Raw genomic sequence first — 17,348 nt, forward strand, 5'->3', positions numbered from 1 at the left:
CTCGGTCTTTCGGTAGTCAAATTTGAGGAATGCGTTGACGCTCTCGTACGGACCCGATGCCCCGACCCACGCCCCCGCCCTGGCCCCCTCCCCCAGCCTCCCCCGTGAACTCGCCCGGCACGTCGCCGTCTTCCTCCCCGCCGAACCACCCCGCGCCGGCCGGATCGCCTTCTGGGACCCGGACGGCGAACCGGACTCCGCATCCGTGAACACCCCCCTGGGCAGCTGCGCGCTCACCGTCGTCGAAGAGGACGGCGTCGGCACCACGACCGTCCCCGCCCGCGCCCTGTCGGTCCGGGACGCCCTTCCACTGGTCGCCCACGCCCGCCTCTCGAACACCGGCTCCCCCTCGACCGCCTTCTGGGGAGCCGCCTCCCTGCTGGCCCTGGAGCTGGTGGCACGCGGCCTGTTACTACCGGGCCTCACCCCGGGCGGCCACGACACATGGCGGGCTGGCCCCCTCGGCCCCCGCGAATGGAACGCACTCCGCACCCTTGCCGCGTCGATGCCACCCACCGCCCACGCCGTACCCCTGTCGGACGACGGGCCGCTCCTCCTCCCCGAACCCGAGGCACTGCTGCACGCCTTCGTCGACGCCGTGGCCGACGCGCTGCCCCGCACACCAGCCGCCCCGCTCGCGGCAGGCGGACCGGCCTTCGCGGCCCACGCCACGTCGGCCGTCCCCGAACAGCGTTCGTGGACGGCCGACGTGGCGGCGGTGCACGACGCAGGCATTCGCCTCTCGCTCCGGCTCGAACTCCCCGGCTTCGACACGGAGGCCGGGGTGGCCCCCGGTTTCCGGGCCGTGCTCCAATTGCACTCGGTCGCCGACCCGAGCCTGGTCGCGGACGCCGCAGGGGTGTGGTCGGGCACCGAACGGGTGGGGCACTCCTTCGGGCCACGGGCCCCGATGGACGCGCTCCTCGCCCTTCGACGTGCAGCACGCGCCTGGCCTCCGCTGTCCCCGCTCTTGTCGGCAGCCGTCCCCGACGCACTCGAACTCGCCGATGAAGAGGTCGTGGAACTCCTGGGCCCGGCGACCGAAGCCCTTGGAGCGGCAGGCGTCCAGGTCTACTGGCCACACGAGCTCACCGACCGGCTGACCGCACGTGCGGTGATCGGCCCGGAGAAGACCGGTGGCAACACCGACGGGAACGCGACGCGCGGCACCGGCACCGGCACCGGGATCGACGTCGATCGCCCTCGCGGCGCACGCTCCTTCGGGCCGTCCCCGTTCCTCGCCGCAGACTCCCTGCTCGCCTTCAACTGGTGCTTCTCGATCGGGGGGCAGGAACTCAGCCGAGCCGAACTCGACCGGATCGCCGAAGCCGGTCGCCCCCTCGTCCGCCTGCGCGACCGTTGGGTCCTCGTCGATCCGGACGAGGCGCGCCGGGCCCGGACCCGGGCCGACCAGGACCGCAGGGTCACCCCGGTGGACGCCCTCGCAGCGGTGCTCACCGGCACGACCGACCTCGACGGACGCTCCGTCGAAGTGTCAGCCGCCGGATGGCTGGAACGGTTGCGCGAACGACTCGCGAACCCCGCCCGCGGAAGCAACGGGGTCCCCCAACCCCCGGCGCTCGCCGCGACCCTGCGCGACTACCAGTTACGCGGACTCAACTGGCTCCACCAGATGACGTCCCTCGGGCTCGGCTGCTGCCTCGCCGACGACATGGGGCTCGGCAAGACCATCACGGTCATCGCCCTGCATCTGCACCGGCAGGACGACCCCTCGTCCGCGGGACCGACCCTGGTCGTCTGCCCGACCTCGCTCATGGGCAATTGGCAGCGTGAAATCGAGAGGTTCGCACCCGACACACCAGTGCACCGCTTCCACGGCGCCGCCCGTGACCTCGAAGGACTCTCCGACGGCGACTTCGTCCTCACCACGTACGGCACCATGCGGCTGGACACCGAGCGACTGGCCGCACAGAACTGGGGCCTCGTCGTGGCGGACGAGGCCCAGCACGTCAAGAACCCGCACTCGGCAACCGCACGCCACCTGCGGACCATCGGGGCCCGCGCACGCGTGGCGCTCTCGGGCACCCCGGTGGAGAACAACCTCTCCGAACTCTGGGCCATCCTCGACTGGACCACGCCCGGGCTGCTCGGCAGCCTCGGCGCCTTCCGGAACCGCTTCGCCACCGCCGTCGAGGGCGGCCGTGACCCTGCTGCCGCTGCGCGACTCGCCGCGCTGGTCCGCCCCTTCCTGCTGCGCCGCCGCAAGTCCGACCCCGGCATCGCCCCCGAACTACCGCCGAAGACCGAAACCGACCGGAGCGTCTCCCTGACGCCCGAACAGACCGGCCTCTACGAGGCGGTGGTGCGGGAGACACTGGCGGCGATCGCAGAGGCCGGCGGCATGGAGCGCCGCGGCCTCGTGGTGAAGCTCCTCACCGGTCTCAAACAGATCTGCAACCACCCGGCCCAGTACCTGAAGGAGGAGGACCCGAAGACCCGAGGGCGCTCGGGCAAGCTGGAACTGCTCGATGAGCTCCTCGACACCATCCTCGCCGAGGGCGGTCGCACCCTGCTCTTCACCCAGTACGTGGGGATGGCCCGGATCCTGGAGGCGCACCTCATCGCGCGGGGGGTGCGCACGCAATTCCTGCACGGAGGCACCCCGGTGGTCGAACGGGAGGCGATGGTGGCCCGATTCCAGAGCGGCGAGGTACCGGTCTTCCTCCTCTCCCTGAAGGCCGCCGGCACGGGGCTCAACCTGACCCGCGCCGAGCACATCGTGCACTACGACCGCTGGTGGAACCCCGCAGTGGAGGCGCAGGCCACCGACCGGGCACACCGGATCGGGCAGGACCGGCCGGTGCAGGTCCACCGGTTGATCGCCGAGGGGACGATCGAGGACCGGATCTCGGCGATGCTCGACCGCAAGAGGGAGCTCGCGGACACCGTACTCGGGACGGCCGGGGAGGCCTCGCCGGAGCTGACCGAACTCACCGATGCGGAACTGGCGGAACTGGTACGCCTGCGAGGGGACGGACGATGAGCGGATACGGGCAGGTGCGGGAAGACCACGAGCGGACGTTCGCCGCACTGCCGCCGGCCCGGAGCGGCGGGTTCGCCCGGACCTGGTGGGGCCGGGCGTGGACGAAGGCCCTGGAAAGCAGCGCGCTCGACGGCCGGCAGTTGAAGACCGGGCGTCGCTACGCACGCGCGGGCGCGGTGGGAGCCGTGTCCGTGCGTCCCGGCAGGATCACGGCAGTGGTCAAGGACGAGGACGGCACGGCGTACCGCAGCGACGTGCTGGTGCAGGAGTTCTCCGAGGGGCAGTGGGAACGGCTGCTCGACCTCGTCGTCGACAGCGCGGGGCACATCGCGGCGCTCCTGGAACGGGAGGTGGCACCCCTCTTGGCGGAGGACGCGACGGCGACCGGGATCGACCTGCTTCCGGGCGTCGGGGACCTGGAGCCGGAGTGCGACTGCCGCGCTTGGGACCACTGTCCGCACACGGCGGCGCTCTGCTACCACGTCGCGCGGCTCCTCGACGAAGACCCGTTCCTCCTCCTTCTGGTGCGGGGCCGTGGCGAACGCGCCCTTATGGACCAGTTGCGGACACGGAGCGCCTCGCGGGCCGTCGCACCGCCCGCCCGCAGCGCAGGGAAGCCGAGCCCGGGGACCGCGGGGGACCGTGGCATGCCCGGCGTGTCCGCCGAGGAAGCCTACGCCGCTGCGTTCCTCCTCCCGCCGCTGCCCGCGCCTCCTGGCGCGCCGCCCGTGCCGGGGCAGCCCCCTTCCCTGGACACGGAGACCCCGCCCGGCCCCGGAGTCGACCCGACGGCCCTCGAGTTCCTCGCGGCGGACGCGGCCACCCGCGCCCACCGGCTCCTCCTCGACCTCGTGGGCCCCGGGGGCGGGCCCGGTGGCACCACGGGGTCGACCGAGGCGCGTCTGACCGTCGCCCAGGACGCGGCTCGGCTCGCGGCGGGCGAGCCCGTCCCCCGGATCGCCACACGACTCGCCTCCGGTTCGGGCAGGTCGAAGGCGGAGCTGGAGCTCGCCGCATGCGCGTGGCGGTTCGGCGGTACCGCCGCCCTGGCCGTGCTGGACGAGGAGTGGGCACCGGATTCCGGGGCGCTGGCCCGTGCCGGGGAACGGCTCCTCGAAGCCTGGGCAGACGGCGAACGGCCGGCCCTGCGTCGGACGACCGGCGCCTGCTGGACGGTCACGGGCACCCGCGCACAACTGCGCCTCGGCGAGGACGACCGCTGGTGGCCCTACCTGAGGTCGGGGTCCCGCTGGTGCCCGGCCGGCCCGCCGGACCGTGATCCGGCCACGGCGCTGGCGACGGCTTTCGCCGCGGACGCTAATGAAGCGGGCGGCTGAGCGTGCCGCTGGTGACGACGAGGCTGCAGGCCGCCCGGTCCGAGCCGAGGAGGTAGCTCGTCAGGTACGGGTACTGGACGAAGGTGGTCCACCGGGTGCCGACGGGTTGCCGCGCGGCTTTGCTGCGGAGCGGTTCGCTGCAGAGCTCCGTGGCCGCCTCCCGCACCGTCTGTTCGGTGGCCTGGGCAACGACGATGCGGGGCCGCGCCACCAGTTCCGCCTGGTGCGGCGCGTCACAGGAACGACGGAAGGCGGTGCCCGGCGCGTCGCGATCGAGGTCGAAGCAGTCCCCGACGCGCATGTCCTCGAAGGAGACGGGACGGCCCGAGGGCCGGCTGCTCGACGGGCGCGCCGAGGACGTTGCCGCCTTCGAAGGGGTGTCGCTGCCGGATCGGGACGGCTTCGGCGGGCTCGTGTCCCGGGACTGCCCGGTGCGGTCCGCGGGCCCCGTGCCGGTGGGCTCGTCGCCGGGAGCCGGGGGGACCCGGGGCGTTCCGGTGCTCGACGGGTCGGCCGTCTCCCCGCCGATCGGGGCAGAATCGTCCGGTTTCGCTTCGTCGGAGGCAACGGGGGACGGCACGCCGATCGGGCCCCCGCCCGGCGGCACGTCGGCGAGGTCGGTGCCTTCCCGACCTCCCGGGGCGGTCAGGAAGGCACCGGCCACCAGCGCCGCCACGAACAGGGGGACGAGCGGCACGCCGAACCAACGGGCGTTGCGAGCGGTCGGTCCCGGCCGGGGAGCACCGATCCGGACCCGCCGCGCCGACCAGGGGTGCTCGGCGCCTGCGGTGAGGACTTCGGCTGTCGGGGCCCCGGTCGAGCCGCGGCCGGTGGGGCCGGGCTCCGAGCGGGGACCTCCCGGTGCGGGCGGGTCGGGCAGGTCAGACGTGCCCGGACGGTCCGGGGCGGAAGCGGGGGCGGGGGTCGGCGGTTGCGGCACAGGGACCAGGTTCGCTGTTCTGCGGCGGCGCGGCCACCGTTGACCGACGACGGGGAGCTGCTTGTACAGAATCGTGACAATCGACGGCCGCACACCCGCACGCCACCGCTGCTCCCCCCTCACCGCTGCCTACAGACCGAGCTGGCGCTCCGCACCCTCGACCGTCTGGGCGAGGAGCACCGCGATGGTCATGGGGCCGACGCCCCCGGGGACGGGAGTGATGAGGGAGGCGCGCTCGGCGGCCGACGCGAAGTCGACGTCGCCGGTGTTGCCCGGGTTGTAGCCGGCGTCGATGACGACGGCGCCCGGCTTGATGTCCTCGCCCCTGATGAAGTTCGGCTTGCCGACGGCAGCGACGAGGACGTCGGCCTCGCGGACGACCGAGGAGAGGTCCTGGGTGCGGGAATGACAGTAGGTGACGGTGGCGTCACGGCCGAGGAGGAGCAGGCCGGCCGGCTTGCCCAGGATCGCGCTGCGTCCCACGACGACCGCGCGCCTGCCGCTGAGTTCGACGTCATACGCGTCGAGGAGGCGCATGATGCCCCCGGGGGTGCAGGAGACGAAGCCGGGCAGACCGAAGCCCATGGCCGCAAAGGAAGCCGTGGTGACGCCGTCGACGTCCTTCTCCGGGGCGATGGCCTCGAAGGCGGCGCGCTCGTCGATGTGCGGACCGACGGGGTGCTGGAGCAGGATGCCGTGGACCTCGGGGTCCTCGGACAGGGCGGTGATGGCGGCGACGAGCTCCTCGGTCGTCGTGGTGGCGGGCAGCTCGACCCGCCGGGAGCGGATTCCGGCCTTCGCGCAGCGGTTCTGCTTCATCTTCACGTACGTCACGGAGGCGGGGTCCGCACCGACCAGAACGGTCGCGAGGCACGGAGTGACTCCGGTGCGACGGGTGACCTCGGCAGCGCGGCCGGCGGTCTCCTCGACCGTGCGGCGGGCGAGGGCCGTACCGTCCATGAGGGTGGCGGTGGTGGTGGACAAGGAAGCTCCTGGGCGTCGTCTCCGGCCGTTGGTTCGCCCAGGCGCACGGCATCGTCGCGGTGCTGCCGATGGGGCGGGCTCCGCCGGGCCGCTCCCCGGTGGTGATCCACCCAAGCGCCAGTAACGGCCCGAGCCCCACTCTACGTGAGGGGTGGGGTCCGGTCCCGGACAGGGGGCGTGCACCGGGACCCGCGGAAGCTTGTCGACGGTCCGGACGCCCCCCACGATGAGTCGGAAGGGCCGGGACGACCTCGACGAGGAGGCCGAGTTGAGCAATGCGTGGGCAACCGCCGACCACCGGGCGGAACCCGAACCGGAATCACACGTGCAGGGCGTTTCCCGCACGCCGACCGCCCGACGCGAAAGGGCGTACGCCGCCCCGCGGTCCCGGCCCGACAGTGGAACCGAACCGAGCGCCGGGGGGACACGCCCCCTGGTGGCCGCCTCGTGGAGGCGTTCCGTGCGCGCCCGGGTGAGTCCCGACGGGGTGGCACGGGTCGAGCTGAACGAGGACGAGCTCACCGCCTACCGGGAAGGTCATCCTCTGGCAACGGCCATGCCGTTGATCCGCGAGTTGATGGGGGCGTACGCGACGGACGGGGAGCACCTCCTCGCGGTCTGCGACGCGGCCGGGAGGATGCTCTGGGTCGAAGGCCATCCGGGCACCTTGCGCAAGGCCGGGGGGATGAACTTCGTCGCAGGAGCCCGCTGGTCGGAGACGGCCGTGGGAACGAACGCGCCGGGCACCGCACTCGCCGTCGACCGGCCCGTGCAGGTCGTCGCCGCCGAGCACTTCCGGCACCCGGTACGGGCTTGGACGTGTGCCGCGTCCCCCGTGCACGACCCGCACAGCGGGCGAGTGCTCGGCGCGGTGGACATCACGGGTGGCGAACGGCTCGCGCACCCGCACAGCCTCGGCTTCGTCCAGGCGGTGGCACGTGCGGCCGAGTCCCAGTTGGCACTGTCCGGTCCGACTCCGGAGCCAGGGCGCCTCCGGCTTTCGGCACTCGGCCGCGACGAGGCCGTGCTTTCCTCGGGCGGACGCCTCCTGCGGCTGAGTCGCCGCCACAGCGAGATCCTGGTGCTCCTCGCCCACCGCCCCGAGGGGATGGGCGGCGAAGAGCTCCTGACCTCGCTGTACGAGGACGAGTCGGTCACCCCGGTGACGCTCCGGGCAGAGCTGTCCCGGCTGCGGGCACTGCTCGGCCCCGACGTGCTGCGCTCGCGTCCGTACCGGCTCGCCCCCGTGGTGGACGCGGACTTCGCGACGGTGGACCGGCGGCTCTCCTCGGGGGCGGTCGCCGGGGCCGCCGGGGACTATGCGGGTCCACTGCTCCCCTCGTCGGCGGCGCCCGGAGTCGTAAGGCTTCGGGAGCGACTGGCCGGCAGGCTGAGGGCGGCCCTGGTGGACCGGGGTGACCCCGCCTTGCTCTCCGACTGGGCGTACAGCGCGTGGGGCGAGGACGACCTGGTGGTGTGGCGGGCGCTGTGCGCGGCCGTACCGGCTCCCCAGCTCCCCCCGGTGCGGGCGAGGCTCGACTCCCTGGAGGAAGAACTGGCAGCCGGTGCAACGGTCTTGCAACGTACGGGTCCGCACACTCGGGCATGAGCGCCGACCGAGGGCGGCCGGCACGTCTCCAGGGAGGCCAAGCCATGACCCGTTATGCAGCGCCCGGCACCGAGGGTTCGCTCATGTCGTACCAGGCCCGCTACGACCACTGGATCGGCGGCGAATACGTCGCCCCGGCGGCCGGCCGCTACTTCGAGAACCCGAGCCCCGTCAACGGCCTCCCCTTCACGGAGGTCGCACGGGGAACCGCCGAGGACGTGGAACGCGCCCTGGACGCAGCACACGCAGCGGCCCCCTCGTGGGGTCGGACGGCACCGGCGGAGCGAGCGGCCGTGCTGCTGCGGATCGCCGACCGCATGGAGGACAACCTGGAGGCGCTCGCGGTCGCCGAGACCTGGGACAACGGCAAACCGGTCCGGGAGACGCTCGCCGCGGACGTCCCGCTCGCGATCGACCACTTCCGCTACTTCGCCGGTGCGTTGCGGGCCCAGGAGGGGGCACTGAGCGAGATCGACGACGACACCGTCGCGTACCACTTCCACGAGCCGCTCGGCGTCGTCGCGCAGATCATCCCCTGGAACTTCCCCCTCCTCATGGCGGCCTGGAAGCTGGCCCCGGCGCTGGCCGCCGGCAACGCGGTGGTGCTGAAGCCGGCCGAACAGACACCGGCATCCGTGCACTTCTGGCTGAGCCTGGTCGCCGACCTGCTGCCGCCGGGGATCCTGAACGTCGTCAACGGCTTCGGCGAAGAGGCCGGCAAGCCGCTCGCCTCCTCGCCGCGGGTCGCCAAGGTCGCCTTCACGGGCGAGACCACGACGGGCCGGCTGATCATGGGGTACGCCTCCGAGCACCTGAAGCCGGTCACGCTGGAGCTCGGCGGCAAGTCGCCCAACATCTTCTTCGACGACGTGTGGGCGACGGATGACGACTTCCGCGACAAGGCCCTCGAAGGCTTCACCATGTTCGCCCTGAACCAGGGCGAGGTCTGCACCTGCCCCTCACGGGCGCTCGTCCAGCGCGGCCACTACGCGGAGTTCATGGAGGCCGCGGTCGCCCGCACGGAGAAGATCGTCCCCGGGCACCCGCTGGACACCACCACCATGATCGGAGCCCAGGCCTCCGCGGACCAACTCGACAAGATCCTCTCCTACCTGGAAATCGGCCAGAAGGAAGGGGCAAGGGTGCTGACGGGTGGACAGGTCTTGGAACACGGGGGCGAGATGTCGGGGGGCTACTACGTGCAGCCGACCGTCTTCGAGGGCGACAACCGCATGCGGATCTTCCAGGAGGAGATCTTCGGCCCGGTGGTGGCCGTGACCCCCTTCGCCGACTTCGACGAAGCGATCCGCACGGCCAACGACACCCCGTACGGCCTCGGCGCCGGCGTCTGGACCCGCAACGCGAACACCGCCTACCGCGCGGGACGCGCGATCCAGGCGGGCCGCGTCTGGACGAACTGCTACCACGCGTATCCGGCCCATGCCGCCTTCGGCGGCTACAAGCAGTCGGGCATCGGCCGCGAGAACCACAAGATGATGCTGGAGCACTACCAGCAGACGAAGAACCTTTATTGCAGCTACTCCCCGAAAGCAGTTGGGTTCTTCTAGAGCGCCAAGTCGAACTCCCGGAAGGGAGATCGCCCTCCTGGAATCAGGCGCGAAGCGTCACCCATCGGCACGTGGCCATCACGCTAAGTGTGGAATGAGGCCGCTCAGACACCTCCCCGGACCAGTCACGGACCGGACTCCCGCCCGGGGGTCCGCGCCGGGGAGCGGCGAGGCGATCGACGTCTCGATCGTCCGCCGGTGGCAGGCCGCGCCGAGCGGGGTGAGGAGCGGGCCGGCGGCACCCGTGGCGTACTTCGCCATCACGTCCCCAGGACCAGATGTCCCAGAGCTGTTGAGCGGAAACAGTTTGGTTCAGGAGGATCTCGTAGTCCGCGCCTGTCTCGAGCTCGGCCAGAGCTGCGCGGGCAGGGACGCAGCCATCCTGGGACAGTGCGGATTGCAGGGCGTCGCGGTTCATGCGGCGAGTTCGCCGGGCTGGCCAAGGGCCGTACCTGGCGATGGGTGATCAGGCAGCTCGCGAGCTTGAGGCAGGCTTCGTGTATGTCGGCTCGACGTTCCCAGCGGACACGAAGCCGTGTGAAGCCGTGGAGCCAGGCGAAGGTGCGCTCGACCACCCATCTGTAGGCGCCCAGGCCGCTCCCATGCGTTGTGCCGCAGCGAGCGATGACGGGGAGGATCCGACGGGCCCAGTCCTGGTCACGGTAGATGTCGTGGTCGTAGCCACGGTCGGCCAAGACCGACTGAGGCTTGCGGCGAGGCCGCCCGGGCCTGCCTCGGACCCGTGGGACGGCATCGAGCAGGGGCATGAGCTGGGTGACATCGTTGCGGTTGCCGCCCGTGAGGCCGACTCGGTCATGCCAGTCTGATTGCGTCGCCATCCACCGAGATCTGCTGTGCGGGCAGCGCATTCGTCGCCGGCCCCCTCTGCACGCTGCCGTCGGCGATCGAGAACGCACTGCCGTGGCACGGGCAGTTGATGACCCCATGGGCGATGTTCGACACCGCACAGCCCGAGTGGGTGCACGTCGCCGAGAACGCCTTGAACGTGCCCGCCTCGGGCTGGGTCACCACCACACCCTTGCTTGCGAAGATCTTGCCACCGCCCTCTGGGATGTCGGTGGTCTTCGCGAGCTCGCTCCCCGTGCCCGTGTCCTTACCGCCGCTCGGACTGCCGGAGTCGCCGCTGCCGGGGGTACCGGTGTCCGGGGAATGGGTGGTGCTCGGTGAAGGGGACTCGCTGGGTGACTTCGAAGTCCTGGCGCCGGAGTCCGAGGCGTCGTCGGTGAGTTTCCAGCCGGTGAGGCCGACTCCCACGGTGAGAGCGGTGCCTGCCAGGCCGAGGACGGTGCGGCGTCCAGTGATCGGACGTACAGGTTCGGGGTGACGTCCGGCACGCGGCGGGATGACGCCCAACGGCCCTGCTGGCGGGGTGCGTGCGTGCTGCCGCGGGGCTGAGGGGGCGGGAAGGTGCTGTTCCGTGGTCCGGGATGGAGTCCGCTGCGGCCCGGGGGTGGGTGGGGGGCCGAGTGCCGGAGCGGGGCTCGGCTGTTCGGATGGTGGGGTGCCGGGCAGGTCCGTAGCCGTGTGTGCCTGCACCAGCCGTGCCACCTGGTCTGGCATCCAGCCTGGTTCGGCCAGCAGCGCGACGGTGGCCGTGTCCACACTGGCTCCGTCGGTGGAGGCGAGCCGGTCAAGGAGATGGGCGACAGTGGGGCGCTCGCCGGGATCCTTGGCCAGGCAAGCGGCCACCACCTCGCGCAGGTCGGGTGGCAGAGAGGCGAGGTTGGGGGGTTCGTGCACAGCGCGGTAGTGCAGGACGTGCGGAGTGCCGGTGCCGAACGGTCCGGCGCCAGTGCTGGTGTAGGCCAGCACCGCGCCGAGGGCGAAGACGTCGCTGGCAGGTCCGACCGGCTGACCGGTGAGCTGCTCGGGGGACATGAAGCCGGGCGTGCCGATGGTCGAGCCGGTGGGTGTCAGTGCGCCGGCCCCGCTCGCGACCGAGATGCCGAAGTCGATCACTCTCGGGCCGTCGGCGGCCAGGAGGATGTTGGAGGGTTTGAGGTCGCGGTGGACAACGCCGACGGCATGGATCGCCTCCAGCGCCTCGGCCGTCCCGGCGCCCAGGGCGATCACGGACCGGGCGGGCCAGGGACCGTGCCCGGCAATCGCTTCTTCCAAGGCGACACCGGGGATGTAGACGGTGGCCAGCCAGGCCGGGAAACCCTCCACATCGGCGTCGACCACGCCGGCGGTGAAGGCCCCGTTCACCCTGCGGGCGGCGGTCACCTCACGGGCGAAGCGGCGCCGGAAGTCGTCGTCTTCGGCCAACTCCGGGCGAACCACCTTCACCGCTACCGGGCGGCCACCCGGCGAGCGCGCCAGATACACCAGGCCCATGCCACCCGCGCCGAGCCGTGCGACGAGCCGGTAACGCCCCACCATCCGGGGGTCCTCCGGCTTCAGGACCTCGAACACTGCCACCCCACACTCCCCCACCCTGTGGCTCCCGAGGCCGCTGCCGTGAATGCCACATCGTTCCCCGATGGCCTCTGCCACTCATACCACGAAGGGCCGGAGCCCACGGGCGAAAGCCGCATGCCAGGACGGACCGATCGCCCTGATCATTGGGGTCTTGCTCTCCGATCTTGCCGAATGCCACGGAGACCTGGTCGAGTTCATCCCGGACAGGCCGTAGTCCCGCGTCGGCATAGACAGGTGCCCCATGGCGTGGCGCGATGTGCCTGTACGTCAGGACCGAGGCGCTGCCAGAGCGCCCACTGTCATGCGTGCCAGGTCGCAGAGCCACTCCGCGAGATCCTGCGAGGGCGCGGGATGCCTACCGGCTTCGCCCCCAGGCACAGAAGCTCGTTTCGGTCTACCTCGCACCCCGGACCGATGTCGCCGTCGCGACGAGCGCTGCCGCCGACCCGATGGCAGCGAGCGCTCCGAACAGCTCTGGATAGCCGCCCAGCGGTCCCGCGAGCAGGGCGGCGGCAAAGGAGGCAAGGGCTGAAGCAGTCATGGCTGGAGCGGCGAGGATTCCGGAGAGTCGGCCGTAGTGCTGCGTGCCCCAGCGGTCCTGGCGGGCGTGGGTGATGTCGGCGCAGCTTGCGCGTTCGGCGGGGCTGCAGAACAACATCCGCCCTTCCGAGTCGGTGAGGGCCATGGCCTTGACGGCGTTCTCCTTGTTCTTTCCGGAGATGAACTTGTCCCGGTTTCTACGGCCGACGGCCGGCCTGCGGACTGGGATCTCTGTACCGTCAGTGATTCCGGTCTGCCCGCTGGAGCCGAGGTGGTCGATGACCTCGGCGAGCGTGCGCAGGCGACAGCCTGGGAGATGGTGTAGCCTCGGTCGGCCAGTAGAGGCCGGACCTCGCCGACGGCCCGGGTGACGGTGGACCAGTCAACGCCGAACCAGCAGGCCAGCACGTCGTGGGTGGCCCCATGGCGGAGGTGCACCAGCGTGGCCAGGAGCCCGTCGATGAAGACCAGCCGATGCTTCGCGCCAGCTCCGACGCCCAGCTTCCGCGGCCTGGCCACCAAACTCGCCTGGTGGCGATCACGCCATAACGGACCCAACTCGGCAACGAGTTCGGCGATCACGTCGGCTGACAAGCCCGTGACCCTCCGGTCGCCGATGGTTGCTGCACGAGCCCCTGTCCCCACCACGAAATCATGATCGGCGATCGCAGACCCTACGTCTCACCGCCAACCGTTTACGAGCTCGTTGGGACTCGTCGCTTTGACCCGTGAAGGTAGCGGTCGGGACTGCGAGTCCCAGTTGTCGAAACCCGGCCCGGGCCTCCCCTTGTCGTGCTGCCATACAAGGGTGACAGATACGAGGTTCCCGCGGCTGACCGCCGGCTCTGATGCCCGGCGTGCGGCCTGCGACGTGATGGTCGAGATCATCAGGGGCTGGGCTGCCGAAGGGCAGGCCCACTCCTACAGCACGTTGAGCGCGCTCATGAAGGAGTCAGGCTATTCGGTACCACATCGCGGCCCACTGATGAGTGCGCTCCTCGAGGAGGCGTGCCGGGCAGAGGCAGACAGGGGTGTCCCCGTGATGCTGACCGCCATCGTGGTGAACAAGCACAGCAGGCGGCCCTCCGGGCAGTTCGAGGTGCTCGCCAAAGAGGAGCCGTTTCGGCGGGGTGACCTGCCGAACTGGACGTGGAAGGCGGAAAAGGACCAGGTGTTCGACCACTACCGCCAGTAGGACCTGATCACTGCGCTATCCAGCACGGAGGACATCGATGGACACCCTAAGTCAGCCTCAGACATTCACCAGCCAGCAGGCAGCTGTGGTGCTTGGCACCGTTGTGGTGATCACCCTCGCAGCGTCCCATGCGGCGCTGTGGGGAACCTCTGAACAGAGCGAGCGCGGCTTCCGGCTGCTGAAGTGGCTGGACAAGCTCTGGAAGACCGAGGATTCGCCCGCAGAGTCCGGCCTGTAGTTGCTGCCCTGTCGGAGGCATCCGACGCGCCCCAGGGCTTTCGCCGTACACAGGTGGGTGCGGGCCGATCACCGGGATGGTCGGCCCGCTGGGTCGTCAGCCGCCGCAGCTGTTGCGGTGGCTGGTGTAGGTGGTAACTCCTGTTGCCCATCCTCCGGGCCAGGTCAGCGGGGCGGATATCCGTTCACCGTACCGGCGTGGTCCTGCTCCTCACACTTGACCAAGGGCCTTGCGGGCTTTGCGCGCAGCCTTGTCGGCGCGGGTCCTGGCCTTAGACGTAGTCCTGCGGCAGGCGTCAGGGCGCCGCCACCCGACCCGTCCGGCCCCGATCTCTCCCCATCACTGCCACTACCGCCGAGACGCGGCCTGGACAGGTACCCCTCGGACCAAGATCCGGACCATTTCCGGACCAGGCTTCACCCAGAGTCCCTCTGCAGCACCGTTTTCCCAGGTCAGCGTGGATGCTACTGCTGTACCACCAAGGGACCAAGAAGGTTCTTTGTTCTTACAGCCCTCAGAAGCTTGGGTTCTTCTAGAGCCTGCATTCGGGTTGCCTGGAGGTATTTGGCGCTCCAGGCGCCCCGACGCTACAGGTACCTACTGTAATCAATTGGGTTCTTAGAGCTACTGCCTGGCATCCGAAGGAGATCCCGCCGGACCAGTCGCGGACCAAGTAGCGCCTCGGGACATCACCCCACGAGCCGCCCGGTCACCGAGCGCAGCGACCCTCCGATACCCGCAAGCAGCGCCCAAGCCGCCAGCAGGACTGGGAGAGCTCATCGGACCTCATGACCGCCCTGAACGAGTCCCCTCCCGAGCGAAGTCTCCTCGCGGCGAAAGCGGGCCTACCAACGTCCACAAGCTGCCGAAGGCCACGAACAGGACAGCCCGGAAGGGCCAAGCAAGAAGGCCGCCGCGAGGAAGCCCGCCCCAAGCTCGCGACGCACACAAGGCTGTTGTCAGTGCCGCGTGCGATCCTCACCCGGGAAGTAGGCACTTCAGAAGGAGGCCGGGTGGCGACGGGACGTCCGCGGAAGGATCCACGCGATCCGGTGCTGATTATGCGGGATGCCGGGCTCGAACCACTGGAGCCCTATCCAGGAAGTGATAGGCCCTGGCGCTGCCGCCATGAAGCGTGCGGGAGAGAAGTGTCACCGCGGCTGGGCAACATTGCCGCGGGCCGACAGGGCGGCTGCCGGTACTGCTCAGGCACGGCATCGATTCCGCCGGAGGCGCCGGTGGCGTTGATGCGCTCGACCGGCCTGGAACCGCTGGAGCCGTATCCCGGGGCGACACCCCCTTGGCGTTGCCGGCACGTGCCGTGCGGTCGGGAGGTCAAGCCGCGCTACTCATACATCAAACGCGGTGGGGGACCGTGCCGATGGTGCGCGCCGAACGCGCCGGTCGATCCGGACCAGGCCGCCGCGCTCATGAGGTCGGCGGGTCTGGAACCGTTGGAGCCCTATCCCGGGACCGACATGCCCTGGCGGTGCCGCTGCACAACATGCGGCACGATCGGGACACCCACTCATGGGTCGGTCAAGGGCGGACAAGGGGGCTGCGGCCCGTGCGGGCGCAAGAACGCCGGGCAGGGCATCAGCCGGGCATGGTCGCGTCGCCGCGAACTGCCCCGCACGGACGGCGACCGGGCCGCAATTGAGGCGAAGGACTTCGACCTCGAGCCGCTGGAGTCCTACCCGGGACCGAGCGGGCTGTGGCACTGCCGCCACCTCGCGTGCGGCCGAGACGTCGAGATCAGGTTGAGCAACCTCAGGCGCGGCCTTCGGGCCTGCCCGTACTGCCCTCGCTCCCCGGGTGGCCGACGCCGCTGGCCCGCGGACGAGGCCGAGGCCCTCATGCGTGCCGCCGACCTGGAACCGCTCGAACCGTACGCCGGTCGTCGTGACAAGGCGTGGCGGTGTCGCTGCAACGGCTGTGGGCGTGAGACGTCACCGAGTCTGGGCGGCATTCTGGCGGGCCAGGGCGGCTGTCGGCACTGTGCCGACGTGAGGGCGGCAGCGGGTAGAAAGACCGACCCGGGCACCGCGGTGGCTGCCATGCGCGCGGCCGGGCTGGAGCCGCTGGAGCCCTATGCCACCTCGGTGACGGCATGGCGGTGCCGTTGCACAACCTGCGGCAACGAGGTCTCCCCGACGCTCATGAAGATTCGTGCTGGTGGAGGGTGCAAGTTCTGTGCCACCCACGGCATCGACCTGTCAGGACCGTCGAAGGTTTACGTGATCACCCACCAGGAGTGGAAAGCCGTCAAGATCGGGATCGGTGCCTGCACCGGCTACACCTCTCGCCTCATCCAACACGAGCGCCAGGGTTGGCGACTGCATCAGGCCCGTGACTACACCACCGGCGCAGCCGCCTACGACGTCGAGCAGGCCGTGCTGGGCCGCCTGCATCAAGCCGGACTCGTTCCTTTCCTCACGAGCGACGTCATGCCGAACGGCTGGACCGAGACCTGCTCCGCAGCTCGCATCACGGCGGCCGAGGTCTGGGCCATGGTCGATGAGGAAACACGGAGCGCAGAAAAACCCTATGCGCCCCGAGTTGGCGGCCGACCACGTGCCGCGGTCCTCATCGACGCGGAGGCCGCAGCCGCTGAGATGCGGGCTTGCGGATACGAGCCACTCGTGCAGTATCCCGGCCGCACCAACGCGACTTGGCCCTCGTGCTGCATGACCTGCGGGCACGAGGGGCGTCCTTCGTTCAATGCCGTCCGTAACGCGGGCCAGCGCTGTCGCGTCTGCCGGGCAAAGGAATCCCAGGCGAAATGCGCCGCCACGAACGCGCCGAAGGCCCAAGAAACCATGCGCGCGGCCGGACTCCAACCGCTTGAACCCTACCCGGGCAGCCGAACGCCGTGGCGGTGCCACTGCACCACATGCGGTCGCGAAACCAGCCCCACCTACTCCAACGTCAACAGCGGTTCGAAGGGCTGCCGGTTCTGTGCCCTCAACTCGGCAACCGACGAGTGTGCGTCCGCCGAAGTGCGGGCGGCTGGGTTCGAGCCGCTGGAGCCGTACCCCGGCCGTACCACGGACCGTTGGCGCTGCCGCTGTTCATGCGGAAACGAGGTCATGACGCGCCTGTCATCCGTCCGGTCTGGAACCATCGGCTGCAAGAAGTGCCCCCGATCCGGTGGCCGAACCGATCCCGCGGCAGCCGCCGCGGAGGCACGCGCCGCCGGGTTCGAGCCGTTGGAGCCCTATCCGGGGAAGACCACCGACCGGTGGCGCTGCCGCTGCAGGTGCAGCACGGCCATCGCCCTCACCCTGACCAGCATCAGAGGAGGCCGTACCGCGTGCGGAACGTGCTCCCGAGGCGCGACTCGATAACCGTTGGTCATGATGCACGCCGCCGCTGCACCAGTAGTCGAGCAAGCCCCAATACCAGTGACTTAAGGGGTTGAGTCCCAGCTTCGGGGGACCTTGGTCGGTGGGTTGATCGAGGCTGTGCGCCAGTGTGGGGCGATGGCCACG

At 70.5% G+C, this 17,348-nt stretch carries 11 protein-coding genes, 3 pseudogenes and 1 riboswitch; of the genes and pseudogenes, 7 read left to right on the forward strand and 7 right to left on the reverse strand.

Annotation, left to right across the window (positions count from 1 at the left end; all coding sequences use genetic code 11):
- Window positions 1-34: 34 nt before the first annotated feature.
- Together ACFW22_RS20330 and ACFW22_RS20335 are read left to right on the forward strand one after the other, a co-directional pair.
- Window positions 35-3,004 carry a DEAD/DEAH box helicase gene (locus ACFW22_RS20330; RefSeq protein WP_386406407.1) on the forward strand — a complete coding sequence of 990 codons (2,970 nt, stop codon included), beginning with the start codon at window positions 35-37 and terminating at the stop codon, window positions 3,002-3,004.
- A complete protein-coding gene (locus tag ACFW22_RS20335; RefSeq protein ID WP_386406410.1) occupies window positions 3,001-4,341 on the forward strand; it encodes an SWF or SNF family helicase in 1,341 nt (446 codons plus the stop codon). Before ACFW22_RS20330 ends, ACFW22_RS20335 begins: the two co-directional genes overlap by 4 nt.
- Here ACFW22_RS20335 and ACFW22_RS20340 read toward each other — a convergent pair.
- Together ACFW22_RS20340 and ACFW22_RS20345 are read right to left on the reverse strand one after the other, a co-directional pair.
- Window positions 4,322-5,281 (reverse strand): hypothetical protein, encoded by a 960-nt coding sequence (locus tag ACFW22_RS20340; protein WP_386406413.1) that lies wholly within the window; start codon window positions 5,279-5,281, stop codon window positions 4,322-4,324. The genes ACFW22_RS20335 and ACFW22_RS20340 overlap by 20 nt on opposite strands.
- A 129-nt stretch (window positions 5,282-5,410) precedes the next feature.
- Window positions 5,411-6,241, reverse strand: a complete 831-nt coding sequence (locus ACFW22_RS20345) for a bifunctional 5,10-methylenetetrahydrofolate dehydrogenase/5,10-methenyltetrahydrofolate cyclohydrolase (RefSeq protein WP_386406442.1) — start codon at window positions 6,239-6,241, stop codon at window positions 5,411-5,413.
- A gap of 52 nt (window positions 6,242-6,293) precedes the next feature.
- Window positions 6,294-6,400, reverse strand: a riboswitch (ZMP/ZTP riboswitch).
- A 91-nt stretch (window positions 6,401-6,491) separates the two neighbouring features.
- Here ACFW22_RS20345 and ACFW22_RS20350 point away from each other — a divergent pair.
- Window positions 6,492-7,874: a GAF domain-containing protein gene (locus tag ACFW22_RS20350; RefSeq protein ID WP_386406416.1), complete on the forward strand. Its 1,383-nt coding sequence runs from the start codon at window positions 6,492-6,494 to the stop codon at window positions 7,872-7,874.
- Window positions 7,875-7,918: 44 nt separating this feature from the next.
- A complete protein-coding gene (locus tag ACFW22_RS20355) occupies window positions 7,919-9,442 on the forward strand; it encodes an aldehyde dehydrogenase family protein (protein WP_386406419.1) in 1,524 nt (507 codons plus the stop codon).
- A gap of 446 nt (window positions 9,443-9,888) precedes the next feature.
- On the opposite strand, the pseudogene ACFW22_RS20360 reads toward ACFW22_RS20355, so the two are convergent.
- The 5 genes and pseudogenes from ACFW22_RS20360 to ACFW22_RS20380 form a co-directional block, all read right to left on the reverse strand.
- Window positions 9,889-10,251, reverse strand: a pseudogene (locus ACFW22_RS20360) (transposase); the annotation flags it as partial.
- 4 nt (window positions 10,252-10,255) lie between these two features.
- The gene (locus ACFW22_RS20365; RefSeq protein WP_386406422.1) at window positions 10,256-11,884 is read right to left on the reverse strand and encodes a protein kinase; all 1,629 of its coding nucleotides are present in this window, start codon (window positions 11,882-11,884) and stop codon (window positions 10,256-10,258) included.
- Window positions 11,885-12,278: 394 nt separating this feature from the next.
- Window positions 12,279-12,542, reverse strand: a complete 264-nt coding sequence (locus ACFW22_RS20370) for a hypothetical protein (RefSeq protein ID WP_386406445.1) — start codon at window positions 12,540-12,542, stop codon at window positions 12,279-12,281.
- A pseudogene (locus tag ACFW22_RS20375) lies at window positions 12,543-12,806 on the reverse strand (IS5/IS1182 family transposase); the annotation flags it as partial.
- 2 nt (window positions 12,807-12,808) lie between these two features.
- A pseudogene (locus ACFW22_RS20380) lies at window positions 12,809-13,072 on the reverse strand (transposase family protein); the annotation flags it as partial.
- Window positions 13,073-13,232: 160 nt separating this feature from the next.
- Here ACFW22_RS20380 and ACFW22_RS20385 point away from each other — a divergent pair.
- The 3 genes from ACFW22_RS20385 to ACFW22_RS20395 all read left to right on the forward strand — a co-directional run bounded on the left by ACFW22_RS20385 (window position 13,233) and on the right by ACFW22_RS20395 (window position 17,204).
- Window positions 13,233-13,619: a hypothetical protein gene (locus ACFW22_RS20385; protein ID WP_386406425.1), complete on the forward strand. Its 387-nt coding sequence runs from the start codon at window positions 13,233-13,235 to the stop codon at window positions 13,617-13,619.
- 37 nt (window positions 13,620-13,656) lie between these two features.
- Window positions 13,657-13,857, forward strand: coding sequence for a hypothetical protein (locus ACFW22_RS20390; RefSeq protein WP_386406430.1), 201 nt, complete (start codon window positions 13,657-13,659; stop codon window positions 13,855-13,857).
- 2,057 nt (window positions 13,858-15,914) lie between these two features.
- On the forward strand, window positions 15,915-17,204 hold the full coding sequence (locus ACFW22_RS20395) for a hypothetical protein (protein WP_386406433.1): 1,290 nt from the start codon (window positions 15,915-15,917) through the stop codon (window positions 17,202-17,204).
- Window positions 17,205-17,348: the final 144 nt, after the last annotated feature.

The organism is Streptomyces sp. NPDC058872, assembly GCF_042743065.1.
Taxonomy (GTDB): domain Bacteria; phylum Actinomycetota; class Actinomycetes; order Streptomycetales; family Streptomycetaceae; genus Streptomyces.